General features: G+C 32.7%; 13 protein-coding genes and 1 rRNA gene. 9 read left to right on the forward strand and 5 right to left on the reverse strand.

The features are described 5' to 3' along the window. From rrf to ACFFGL_RS03240, 3 genes are all read left to right on the forward strand, one after another. Positions 1 to 84 (forward strand): 5S ribosomal RNA (rrf, locus tag ACFFGL_RS03230); the annotation flags it as partial. Positions 85 to 202: 118 nt separating this feature from the next. Beyond that, on the forward strand, positions 203 to 1,345 hold the full coding sequence (locus ACFFGL_RS03235; protein ID WP_309728743.1) for a DegT/DnrJ/EryC1/StrS family aminotransferase: 1,143 nt from the start codon (positions 203 to 205) through the stop codon (positions 1,343 to 1,345). A gap of 1 nt (position 1,346) precedes the next feature. Next, positions 1,347 to 1,895, forward strand: coding sequence for a nitroreductase family protein (locus ACFFGL_RS03240; RefSeq protein ID WP_309728741.1), 549 nt, complete (start codon positions 1,347 to 1,349; stop codon positions 1,893 to 1,895). Positions 1,896 to 1,928: 33 nt separating this feature from the next. On the opposite strand, the gene ACFFGL_RS03245 is transcribed toward ACFFGL_RS03240, so the two are convergent. Together ACFFGL_RS03245 and ACFFGL_RS03250 are read right to left on the reverse strand one after the other, a co-directional pair. After that, on the reverse strand, positions 1,929 to 2,702 hold the full coding sequence (locus ACFFGL_RS03245; protein ID WP_309728739.1) for a 2-keto-4-pentenoate hydratase: 774 nt from the start codon (positions 2,700 to 2,702) through the stop codon (positions 1,929 to 1,931). An 11-nt stretch (positions 2,703 to 2,713) separates the two neighbouring features. Continuing rightward, positions 2,714 to 3,214 (reverse strand): DUF456 domain-containing protein, encoded by a 501-nt coding sequence (locus ACFFGL_RS03250; protein WP_309728737.1) that lies wholly within the window; start codon positions 3,212 to 3,214, stop codon positions 2,714 to 2,716. A gap of 109 nt (positions 3,215 to 3,323) precedes the next feature. Between ACFFGL_RS03250 and ACFFGL_RS03255 the strand changes: the two genes are divergently transcribed. The 6 genes from ACFFGL_RS03255 to ACFFGL_RS03280 are packed head-to-tail and all read left to right on the forward strand — an operon-like array spanning position 3,324 to position 8,055. Further along, entirely contained in the window at positions 3,324 to 3,683 is a 360-nt protein-coding gene (locus tag ACFFGL_RS03255; protein WP_309728735.1) for a BlaI/MecI/CopY family transcriptional regulator, read from the forward strand. 2 nt (positions 3,684 to 3,685) lie between these two features. Next, positions 3,686 to 5,212: a M56 family metallopeptidase gene (locus ACFFGL_RS03260; RefSeq protein ID WP_309728734.1), complete on the forward strand. Its 1,527-nt coding sequence runs from the start codon at positions 3,686 to 3,688 to the stop codon at positions 5,210 to 5,212. Continuing rightward, positions 5,213 to 6,370 (forward strand): tetratricopeptide repeat protein, encoded by a 1,158-nt coding sequence (locus tag ACFFGL_RS03265; protein WP_309728732.1) that lies wholly within the window; start codon positions 5,213 to 5,215, stop codon positions 6,368 to 6,370. 47 nt (positions 6,371 to 6,417) lie between these two features. Then, complete coding sequence (locus ACFFGL_RS03270; RefSeq protein ID WP_309728731.1) at positions 6,418 to 6,891, forward strand: hypothetical protein; 474 nt, start codon at positions 6,418 to 6,420, stop codon at positions 6,889 to 6,891. Beyond that, entirely contained in the window at positions 6,878 to 7,450 is a 573-nt protein-coding gene (gene ruvC, locus ACFFGL_RS03275; protein ID WP_309728730.1) for a crossover junction endodeoxyribonuclease RuvC, read from the forward strand. The genes ACFFGL_RS03270 and ruvC overlap by 14 nt, the downstream gene beginning before the upstream one ends. A 53-nt stretch (positions 7,451 to 7,503) precedes the next feature. Next, positions 7,504 to 8,055: a ferritin gene (locus ACFFGL_RS03280; protein ID WP_309728728.1), complete on the forward strand. Its 552-nt coding sequence runs from the start codon at positions 7,504 to 7,506 to the stop codon at positions 8,053 to 8,055. A 164-nt stretch (positions 8,056 to 8,219) separates the two neighbouring features. Here ACFFGL_RS03280 and ACFFGL_RS03285 read toward each other — a convergent pair whose 3' ends face one another. The 3 genes from ACFFGL_RS03285 to purE all read right to left on the reverse strand — a co-directional run bounded on the left by ACFFGL_RS03285 (position 8,220) and on the right by purE (position 12,292). After that, positions 8,220 to 10,244 (reverse strand): M3 family metallopeptidase, encoded by a 2,025-nt coding sequence (locus ACFFGL_RS03285; RefSeq protein WP_309728726.1) that lies wholly within the window; start codon positions 10,242 to 10,244, stop codon positions 8,220 to 8,222. Positions 10,245 to 10,373: 129 nt separating this feature from the next. Then, on the reverse strand, positions 10,374 to 11,681 hold the full coding sequence (locus tag ACFFGL_RS03290; protein WP_309728724.1) for a carboxypeptidase-like regulatory domain-containing protein: 1,308 nt from the start codon (positions 11,679 to 11,681) through the stop codon (positions 10,374 to 10,376). A gap of 122 nt (positions 11,682 to 11,803) precedes the next feature. After that, positions 11,804 to 12,292: a 5-(carboxyamino)imidazole ribonucleotide mutase gene (gene purE, locus ACFFGL_RS03295; RefSeq protein ID WP_309728722.1), complete on the reverse strand. Its 489-nt coding sequence runs from the start codon at positions 12,290 to 12,292 to the stop codon at positions 11,804 to 11,806. Between the last annotated feature and the right edge of the window lie 7 nt (positions 12,293 to 12,299).

A 12,299-nucleotide genomic window follows, 5' to 3' on the forward strand; every position in this document is an offset into this window, starting at 1 on the left:
ACCTCTTCCCATTCCGAACAGAGAAGTTAAGCTCATTAGCGCAGATGGTACTACTTATTGTGGGAGAGTATGTCGCCGCCTTTTTTATAAAGCCCCCTTCGTCAACTAGATGAAGGGGGCTTTTTTGTTTAGATAGATTTTTTATAAGAAGACTAAATTAGGTTCGGAAGAAAAACTTTATTTTTGAAATTAAATTAAGTATATGAGTAAGGCTAAAATATGGTTGTCATCTCCACATATGGGAGGAGAAGAGCAGAAGTTTGTAAATGAAGCTTTCCAGGAGAATTGGATTGCTCCTTTAGGTCCGAATGTGAATGGGTTTGAGCAAGATCTAAGAAATAAATTATCTGCTAATAAAGAAGTAGCAGCTCTAAGTAGCGGAACTGCAGCTCTTCATTTGGCTTTACTTCAACTTGGAATAAGTATTGGAGACGAAGTCATATGTCAGAGTTTTACATTTTCAGCTTCAGCAAACCCTATTACTTATTTGGGAGCTCAGCCTGTTTTTGTGGATAGTGAAAAAGAGACGTGGAATATTTGTCCTGTTTCACTTGAGAAAGCCTTAGAAAATAGAATTCAGCAAGGAAAAAAGGTTAAGGCAATTATTATCGTTCATCTATATGGAATGCCTTGTAAAATTGAAGAACTTACTAAAGTTGCTAATAAATACAATATTCCTATAGTTGAAGATGCAGCAGAGGCTTTAGGATCTACTTACCAGAATAAAAGCTGTGGAACGTTTGGTAAATTTGGAGTTCTTTCATTCAATGGAAATAAGATAATAACTACAAGTGGTGGCGGAGCTTTAGTTTGCCCTTCTGTTAAGGATAAAGAAAAAACAGTTTACTATGCTACGCAAGCAAGAGATAACGCGCCGCATTACCAACATAGTGAAATCGGATATAATTATAGATTGAGTAATATTTCTGCGGGAATTGGACGTGGACAAATGTTAGTTTTAGATGAACATATTCAATTAAGAAGAAAAATGAATTTGTTCTATCAAGAATTATTTTCTAATATAGAAGGGGTAACTGTTTTTAAAGAACCTAATGAAGATTTTTACTCTAATCATTGGTTATCTGCAATTTTAATTGATAAAGAAAAAACAAATGGAGTTGACAGAGAACAACTTCGACTAGCGATGGAAGAAGAAAATATAGAATGCAGACCGTTGTGGAAGCCTATGCATTTACAACCGGTATTTAAAAATGCTCCTTATTATGGAGGAAATGTTGCAGAGAATTTATTTGAAAATGGTTTGTGTTTGCCATCTGGTTCAAATTTAACAGATGATGATAGAGAGCGAATTAAACAAGTAATTTTAAAAGTATTTAAAGTTTAGTATGATAGAAGATATTATAGAAAAACGCAGGTCGGTTTTTCCTGTACAATATAATGATAAACCTATTTCAGAAAATGATATCATTAAAATTTTAGAAGCTGCAAATTGGGCTCCTACGCATAAAAAAACCGAGCCTTGGCGTTTCAAAGTTTTACAAGAGAAGAAATTAGAATTCGGTGAATTTTTAGCTGATAAATATGAAGAAACGACTAATAATTTTTCAGCTTTTAAAAAGAATAAAATAACTCAGAAATTCGAACAATCTGCCTGCGTAATTGCAATTTGCATGAAGCGAGACGAGAAAGAACGCTTACCAGAATGGGAAGAAATTGCTTCAACCGCTATGGCTGTACAAAATATGTGGTTAGTAGCTACCGATTTAAAAATTGGCTCGTATTGGAGTTCACCTTCGTTAATAAAATATGCAGATGAATTTTTCAATTTAGCTGAAGGAGAAAAATGCTTAGGCTTTTTCTATATGGGATATTTCGATGAAGAATTACCAGAAGGAAAAAGAGAACCTATCGAACATAAAGTAGAATGGCTTTAATCACCATTCTACTTTTTATTTTTTCAGAATTAATTATTTTGTTGAAAATTGAAGATCACCTAAACCTTCAATACTTGCTGAAATTACATCACCTTTTTTAAATTCAGCCATCGGACCTAATGCTCCGGAAAGTATAATTTCTCCTTTGCGAAGCGGATTGTTAATCGATGCCATTTTATTCGCTAACCAAACTACCGCTTTTAAAGGATTTCCTAAACAAGAAGTTCCATCGCCTTCAGAAACTTTTTCTTCATTAATATAAAGTTCCATTTTATTATTAATAAGGTCTAATTGATCTAAAGCCACGCGTTGCGTACCTAATAAGAAATGACTTGAAGAAGCGTTATCTGCAATTGTATCGGTAATTTTAATGTTCCAATTTTCTATTCTGCTTCCCACAACTTCAATTGCCATTACGGCGTAATCGATTGCTTTTTCAATATCGGCAATAGTATTATTAGTTCCTATTAAATCATTTTTAAGTATAAACGCTATTTCAGCTTCCACTTTGGGTTGCATAAATTTGCTGAAATCGACTTCTTCATTAGCAGGAATTTCCATGGAATCTAATAAAATTCCAAAGTCAGGTTGATTTACTCCTAATTGTTCTTGAACTTTTAAAGAAGTTAATCCTATTTTTTTACCGACAATTTTTTTTCCGTTTTTTACTTCTTTTTCAATATTTAGTTGCTGAATTTTATAAGCCGAATCTAAATCTTTTTCAGTCAAATGTTCTCGAATTGGAGCGCAAGGTCTTTTAGAATTTTCAGCTTCTTTTAGTTTTTCTGCAATTTCAATTAAATTCATATTTTGTTAGTTTAAAATAATGCTTCACGATATTCGAAAGTTACATAAATAAAAATTCCCAGATAAATACAAGCGGCGAAAAACTTCATAAATGTAGAAGCCAAAAAGCCGATAAATGAACCGAACGCTGCTTTTAAAGCAACTTTAGAATTACTCTTATTAAAAAATAATTCACCAATAAAAGCACCTACAAACGGACCAATTAATATCCCCAGCGGAATGGGAATAAAAATTCCGACAACCAACCCGACAGTTGTTCCGATTGCCCCGGCTTTACTTCCGCCAAAACGTTTTGTGCCTGCAGCGGGAATTATATAATCTAAAACAAAAATTAAAATGGCAACAGCTAAGGTAATTCCTAGCAAAGTATAATTCATTTTTACACCATTTGTTAAGTGAAGAACTAAAAGTCCTAACCAACTAATTGGCGGACCGGGGAGAACGGGTAAAATGCTTCCTATAATTCCTGTGATACAAAGTAAAGCGCCAATAATTACTAATACGATATCCATTTTTTTATGACTAATGTAGGTTATTTTGAATTAATTTATAACTAATTTATTAGTTTAAACTATAATTTTAGTTATATTTGAATAGTAAAACTAAACTCTTAGTTGAAAAATGAAAGAATTAACCAAAGCAGAAGAGGAAGTCATGCAATTGTTGTGGAAATTAAAACACGCCAATGTAGCAATGCTTATCGATGAAATTCCCGAACCTAAACCGGCTTATAACACCATTTCTACCATTGTTAGAATTTTAGAAAGCAAAGGTTTTGTGGGTTACAAAAAACAAGGACGAGGTCATATTTATTTTCCGCTGATTGAAAAAGAACGCTATAGTAAATTTTCCTTAACCAAATTAATGAATAATTATTTTGATGGTTCTATGAAAAGTATGCTATCCTTTTTTGTAAAAAAGAATGATGTAAGTCTAAAAGAGCTGGAAGAAATTTTAAAAGAAATTAATAAAAAGGAATAGTTATGGAGAATTATATCATTCAATTTACGGTATTTTTATTCTTATTTTTCGCAGCTTATTTGCTGTTCTTTAAGCGGGAAACATTTTTTCAAACTAATCGATTTTATTTATTATTCACGCCTGTTTTAGCTTTGATACTTCCGTTTCTTTCGTTTGATTTTTTTCAGGAGAAAATTAAAATTTCCCAAGCCGTTATTCATTTACCAAGTGTTTTTATAGGAAATTTTTCTGCTGAAAAACTTCCCGAAACTACTATAGTAGAACGTGAAACTTTCTGGTCTTCACTTAATTTTTTACATATTTTAATTGGTATATATATTTTAGGTATAGCATTTAGCATTTTTTTATTGGTAAGAAAAATTCTAGCGTTTAGAAAATTTAAAGAGAAAGGAACCATAACTATTTTTCAGAAAATTTCATATTGGCAAATCCCGAATAGCCGACTTGCTTTTACATTTCTAAATCAAATTTTTATAGGTGAAAACATTCAATCGGCAGAAAAAGAACAAATTCTTCAACACGAATTAGTGCACGTAAAACAAAATCACACGTTCGATTTGCTTTTTATGGAACTTTTAAAAATTATTTTTTGGTTTCATCCTGCTGTTTACGGTTATCAACATCAACTTAAAATTCTTCACGAATTCATTGCAGATAAAGAAGTTTCGCGGCTTTCATCAACCCGAAATTATTATGAAAATCTGTTGAATTCCATTTTCAATACGGAGAAAATATCATTCATCAATCAATTTTTTAATCATTCATTAATCAAAAAACGAATCGTTATGTTACAAAAATCAAAATCATCAAAATGCGCAAAACTCAAATATTTTTTACTAATTCCTTTAATATTAGGAATGTTGACTTATGTTTCTTGTTCTGAAGATAATGTAGAAAAGAATCAAGATGTCGAAAGTGTGGAAAAACCACCAATTCCACCCACTCCACCAACTTCACCAGAATTACCAGAGTTGCTGTTACCCAACGAAACTGAAAATTATGGTGTAATCGAAGTAGGAGATATTAATAATTTAACAGATGATGAAAACAGACGTTTAAGAGAGTTGTCAAAAAAGATAATTGAAGATTCGAATATGCATAAATTGGTAATTACTGATGGTGAAAATCAAAAAGTATTTGATTTTGAAAAATCATCATCAATCCAAAACGAAGGAATTCCTTTTTCCGAAGTTGAAACTATTCCTATTTTTCCAGGCTGTGAAGGTTTAGAAGGAGAAGCCGCAAAAAAATGTATGGCAGAAAAAGTATCTGAATTTGTAAATTCTAAATTTGATACCAAAAAAGTAAAACCTTATGCGCAAGACGGAACTAATCGCATTTATGTAAAATTTACAATTGATGAAAACGGAAAAATTAAAACGGTAAAAGCTAGAGCTGCAAAACCCGAATTAAGTGAAGAAGCAGAAAAAGCAATTAACCAATTACCGCAAATGAAACCTGGTGAAGTTGACGGAAAACCTGTTTCGGTAGTTTATACGCTTCCTATTATTTTTCAAGTAGAAAAGTAAATGAAGTTTAGTTTAAAAATATTATTTATTTTTTTAGCCTTAAGCGCCGAAGCTCAGCATTCGGCGCTTCGTGATGCCGATAGTTTATACCAAATTGGAAAATATCAAGAAGCCATTAATTTATATGAAAAAGAATCACAGTTAACTTCTAAAATTCATCAGAAAATTGCGCAAGCGCAAGAAGCTAGAGGAAATTTATCGAAAGCCATTATTCATTATAAAAAAGCTTTAGCGCTCGATAAAAAATTAGTAATCGCCGCTGCGCGTTACGGGAAATTATTATACAGAACTAAAAATTATAAAAGGTCAGACAGTTTGTTTGCAGAATTAATTAAACGATTTCCTACCAATCCAGATTTTTATTATCAACGTGGTTTAAACAATCAAAAATTAGAAAACAAACAAGCGCAAAATTATTTTCAAAAAGTGCTACGTTACGACGCTACTCATCAGAAAGCACTTTACAAAATCGCTGTACATCAATTTAAAAATAAGAAATATAATGTGGTGGATTCGCTTAGCTTAATTGCTTTAAATGAAAATCCCGATAACAGTAAAATGTTAAGTTTGCGAGCGCAAAATTTTTATACGCAGCAAAAATATAGAGAGGCGATAAGCGTTTTTGAAGAATTAAACGAAAAAGGAGAAGGTTCAGAATTTTTATACGAAAAATTAGGCTACAGTTATTATCAAATTAAAAACTATCGAAAAGCTATAGATCGATTTCTTGAAGTCATAAAAATTAATCCTGATAATGCAAAAGTTCATCTACAATTAGGAAAGCTCTACAACTTATTAGAAAATTATAATGAAGCTGAAAAACATTTATTAATGGCGTTATTGCTCTCGAAAACGCCTTTAGATGAACATTATCAATCGTTAGGCTTAACTTATAAAATGAAAAAGGATTATAAAAAAGCCATCAATTATTTTAAACTTGCGTTGGAAGAAAATCCTAAGAAAATCCGTTCTCAGTTTGAATTAGCGGTATCAGCCGATAATTATTATAAAGAGTTAAAAACACGCTTAAATTATTACGAATTATTCCTGAAAAAATTCGAGAAACATCCCAGAGCTGAAGTTTACACAATTTTAGCTGAACGAAGAGCGCAAGATTTAAAAAAGGAAATTCACTTTTCCGATTCAAAAACCGATTAAAAAAGGAATTTTCGCTAGTTTTGGAGTGATTTACGTACATTTACGCTATGGCTAGAATCACCTTAGGCATTTTTGCGATATTGCTAATAAGCTGTAAAAACTTCGAAACCAAACGGGTTTGCTCAGACGATATTTTTCAGGAAGAAGTAAAAGAAATCAACTGGAATGAAATCGAAACCTATCCTGCTTTTGCAAGTTGCGAGCAATATTCAGATCAAGAACGTCAACATTGTTTCGAGAAAACTTTTTCATCGCATATTTATACTTTTTTAGCCCAAAAAACAGTAATTGTAAACGATTCCATTCAAGAAAAATTGGTTTTACATTTATCAATTTCAGCCAAAGGAAAACCCTCGCTAGATTCAGTAACGATGAACCAAACATTAATTGAAAAACTGCCGCAATTCAGAACTTGGTTAGATTCATCGGTTATTACACTACCAAAAATTTATCCGGCTCGAAAAAGAGGAATCCCAGTCGCGACCAACTTTAAATTACCACTTCAAATTGAATCAGAATAGAAATACATCAGTAAACGAAAAAATTTTCCTCGGAATAGATCCCGGAACTACCGTTATGGGTTACGGACTCATAAAAGTGGTCGGAAAGCAAATGGAATTTATGCAGCTAAATGAGTTAATGCTGAAAAAATATACCGATCATTACGTAAAACTGAAACTCATTTTTGAACGCACTGTTGAATTAATTGAAACCTTTCACCCAGACGAAATTGCGATTGAAGCTCCCTTCTTCGGAAAAAATGTTCAATCGATGTTGAAGCTCGGTAGAGCGCAAGGCGTTGCGATGGCCGCCGGTTTAAGTCGCGAAGTTCCGGTAACCGAGTATTCTCCCAAAAAAATAAAAATGGCCATCACCGGAAACGGAAATGCAAGTAAAGAACAAGTTGCCAGAATGTTGCAAAGTATGTTAAAACTAAAATCACTTCCCAAAAACTTAGATTCTACCGATGGATTGGCAGCCGCGGTTTGTCATTTTTATAATCAAGGTCGTGTAGAAAGCGGAAAAAATTATAGCGGTTGGGCTTCTTTTGTAAAACAAAACCCGAATAAGATTAAGTAAATTTTAATTGAAAATAGATAATCTTTTAAGTATCTTGAAGCTAAAATTTAGTTATGGAAACAAATAGATTATCTAAGAAAATTGAGAAAATTCTTAATAAGCAACTTACCAAGGAAGCAAACGCGGCGCAAGTTTATTTAGCGTATGGAGCTTGGGCAGATAGCGAAGGTTTTGCCGGTATTGCTAACTTTTTATTTCGTCATTCGCAAGAAGAACGCAACCACATGATGAAAGTAATGCAATACATTATGGAGCGTGGAGGGAGAGCAACAATTTCAGCTATTGAAGCGCCAAGCGAAGATCCTAAAAATTTACAGGATTGTTTTGAGAAAATATTTCAACATGAAATTGATAACACCAACGCTATTTACGAAATCGTTTCGTTAGCGCAAGAAGAAAAAGATTGGGCAACATGGAATTTTGGTCAATGGTTTGTAAAAGAACAAATTGAAGAAGAAGCGCTTGTACTAGATTTATTAGATAAATTAAAAATTGCGGGCGGTGCAAAAGCTACGCAAGAATCATTATATTATTTCGATTCGCAATTAGAGCAAAAAGAAGATGAAGCCGACTTAGCAAGAGACGCTTCAGCAGAGCGACCTTAATTTAAAATTAGAAAGGCTGTCTAGAAAGTATTGAAAAATGTCATTCTGAATTTATTTCAGAATCTCATCTTGTTACTTAACAATTTTTAATGAGAACCTGAAACGAGTTCAGGTTGACGAAAACTTATTTTTTTAGACAGCCTTTTTTCTTAAAGAAAACCCAATTAAATTAAACCGGCGCGTTTTAGTAAAGCGTCTGCATCGGGTTCTTTTCCACGGAAGCGTTTATATAAAACCATTGGATCTTCAGTTCCACCTTTGGTTAACACATTTTCTTTAAATTTCGTAGCCACTTCTTCGCTAAAAATTCCTTTTTCTTTAAAATAAGCAAATGCATCAGCATCTAGAACTTCTGCCCATTTATAAGAATAATATCCAGCAGAATAACCACCCTGAAAAATATGCCCGAAAGAAGTACTCATACAATTTTCCGGTACATCGGGATAAAGTCGTGTAGCTTCAAAGGCTTCTAATTCGTGTTTTTTTACATCATTTATTGAAGTCGGATCGGCGGCGTGCCAAGCCATATCTAACATTCCAAAACTTATTTGACGAACGGTTTGCATTCCTTCGTGAAAATTAGCTGATTTTTTTATTTTTTCGATTAATTCCATCGGGATTACTTCATCGGTTTCGTAATGACGCGCAAAAAGTTCTAAGGCTTCTTTTTCGTAACACCAATTTTCCATTAATTGACTCGGAAGTTCCACAAAATCCCAATAAACAGAAGGTCCAGACAAACTGGAATAAGTAGAATTTGCTAGAATTCCATGAAGTGCGTGACCAAATTCGTGGAACAAAGTCGTAACTTCATTAAATGTAAGTAACGAAGGTTTTTTGGAAGTCGGGCGCGTGAAATTGCAAACGTTAGAAACATGCGGACGCTCATTTTTGCCATCTTTTACCTGTTGCTCTTTGTAAATGGTCATCCAAGCGCCGTTTCGCTTTCCTTCTCGCGGATGAAAATCGGCATAAAAAAGTGCTTGGTAGTCGCCATTTTCATCGTAAATCTCATAAGTTTTTACTTCATCGTGATATTTATCAACGTTAAAAACTTCTTTAAAATGAATTCCGTAAAGTTTTTTTGCAATTAAAAATACACCGTGAATTACATTGTCGAGTTTAAAATAAGGCTTTAGTTGTTCATCATCCAGTTGAAATAATTTCTGTTTCAATTTTTCCGAATAATACGCGCTATCCCATTTCTCCAATCGGTCGATTCCGTCAAGTTCTTTCGCAAAATTTTCGAGTTCTTGAAATTCTTTTTCGGCTGCTGGTTTTGCTTTTTCCAGCATTTCTTCTAAAAATTCATTTACTTTTTCAGGACTTTTTGCCATACGTTCTTCTAAAACGAAATGGGCGTGGGTTTTAAAACCAAGTAAATTTGCTCGTTGATGACGAAGTTTAGCGATTTTTAAAACAATTTCTTGATTATCATATTTATCATTCTGAAAAGCTTTAGCGCCAAAAGCAATCGCTAATTTTTTTCGTAGTTCACGATTTTTAGCGTATTTCATAAACGGAATATAACTCGGGAAATGAAGCGTAAAAATATAACCTTCTTTTCCTTTCTTTTTCGCTAATTCTTCGGCGTTTTCAAGTTCACTTTCCGGAAGCCCGTCTAATTCATTTTTATCGGTAACATGCAATTCGTAGCGATTGGTTTCTGCTAAGACGTTTTCACCAAAAGTCAATGAAAGTTTTGCGAGTTCTAAATCAATTTTTCGGAGTTCGTTCTTTTTATCTTCCGATAAATTAGCACCGTTTCTACTAAAAGCTTTGTAATGTTTATCGAGTAAGGTTTTTTGTTCTTCAGTTAGATCGAGTTTTTTTCGCTCATCAAAAACGTGTTTTACGCGTTTAAAAAGTGCTTCATTCAGCAGTAAATCATTATTAAATTCGCTTAACCAAGGCGACACTTCTTGCGCGATTTTTTGAATTTCATCATTCGTTTCAGCAGAATTAATATTAAAGAAAATTCCTGCCACGCGACTTAATTTTTCACCAGAATGTTCTAACGCCACAATTGTGTTTTCAAATGTTGGTGTTTCTTCGGTAGCTGTAATTTGTTGAATCTCTTCGCGTGCTATTTTTATGGCTTCTTCAATAGCGGGTTTATAATGTTCGGTCTTTATTTTTGAAAAAGGTGCAGTGTCGAATTCCTGCAATAATGGATTTTCTTGACTCATAAATCGTTTCAATTTTAGGATTGTAAAGATACAAAGCCTCAAATTGTTAACTCCTTAGAATTATTAAAAATGAACGTTAAAACTTTGATTGAATTCCCTATCGAATTTTATCTGAAAATTCGATAGGCTTTAATCTTTATCTGAAAAATAATATTGATTTTCTGTGATTTTTTGCCCGTCGATTAGCAAATTTGAAGTGATTTTTTTACTCGGCGTTAACCAATTTGAATCTTTTAATTTTAAACGATAATCTCTGTGGAGATAATTATATTCACCTGTTTTTTTTAAATAATATTTGGGAGAATATTTGCCTGAAGTTAATTTTGTATACATAAAACTCCCTGAAGCTATATTTTCTTCTAATTTCGCACCTATAGGAAATTTTAAATTGAATGAACTTAATTTTTCGCCTTCCCCTAATTCATATTCGCCTTTTAAAATTCCATAATCTGAAGTTGAGATGTATAAAGTTCCTTGAAATTTCGCTTTCGCTTTATTCGGTTTAAACGCTATTTGGTAGTACCAGTTTTCATTAAATTGAATAACTTCTTTAATTTCGAAAGAATAATCTTCAGAATTTTTTAAAAAATCATATTCGGCAGGATTTAAAAAATATTGTTTTGGCCAAGTAAGTTGATAATAAAGCTTCGTACTATCTACTTGTAATTTATAATCTCTATCAAATGAAATAATCCCAGATTTTACTTGATATTCTTTATTAATATCAATATAACTTTTTATTACTTTATCTAAGGCATAATACCAGGAATTCACGAGCGTAGGATTATGTTTAGTAACGCTATAACTTTCTTCAATCCGCTCTATTTTGGGTTTGGAATGAGGAAATTGTTTGTAGCTAAAACTATTAAATTTTTCTAATATGTGTTCGGTATTCTTAATTTCATCAATTATCTTTTTGATATCGGTAGTAAATTTTACGCGTTGGCTTTTAGGAATTAGATTTATTTTCTTCAATTTTAAATCGAAATCATTAAAAATATATTTTTCTGTCAGCTTATGTCTAATCTTAAATTCTAGGGAATCTAAGCTGTAATTTTTATTGATATTTTGTTTTGCCTTCTCTATAATTTTTTGTGCTTCAATATTTTTATTAACTAAATAGACATCGTCTAACTGATCAACTTTTTTATTCAGATGAATAATTGTGTCTTTTTTAAAATCTTTTATTGCAATTTTTAAAGATTGATAACCTAGTGAAGAAAAACGTAAAGAATCAGTTGACGAAAATTTATCTACCTCAATTTCGAAATTTCCGTTTTGATTTGTGATGACACCGTAATTCTGAGAAATTTCGACCGTAGCATTTGGAATACCTTTTTCAGTTTCATTAGAAAGAATTATTCCAGACAGCGTTTGAGCTGAAAGCGGAAAATATAAAACTACCAACAGCCCAAAAAGAAGACGATTTTTGCACATAACTGTAAACCTTAAAAATAACTGTTTTAAAGATGCAATTTTTTTTCTGAAAACTGTATGTTAAAATGAAAAAACCTACTCATTTTGAGTAGGTTTTAAAAATTATAAATATTAAAAAAGGACTATTTTTTCCGCACTTCTTCAGCGCCTTTTATTACTTTTTCTTTCAATCCTTCTTTATAAACTAATATTTTATCACGAACACATTTATCGGAAGCGCCAATAATTTGCGCAGCAAGAATTCCCGCATTTTTTGCACCGTCTAACGCAACAGTCGCAACAGGAACGCCACCTGGCATTTGTAAAATAGAAAGAACAGAATCCCAACCATCGATAGAATTTCTCGATTTCACCGGAACGCCAATTACAGGAAGTGGCGAAAGAGAAGCTACCATTCCCGGAAGATGCGCAGCGCCACCGGCGCCGGCAATAATTACGTTAATTCCGCGCTCGTGTGCATTTTTTCCGTAGTCAAATAATTTTTCTGGAGTGCGATGCGCCGAAACAATATCGACTTCAACTTCTAAATCAAATCCTCTTAAAATATCGATTGCTTCTTGCATTACAGGTAAATCGCTCGTGCTTCCCATAATTACGCCAACTTTACTCATATGTTTT

Source organism: Mesonia maritima, from assembly GCF_042433895.1.
GTDB classification, from domain to species: domain Bacteria; phylum Bacteroidota; class Bacteroidia; order Flavobacteriales; family Flavobacteriaceae; genus Mesonia; species Mesonia maritima.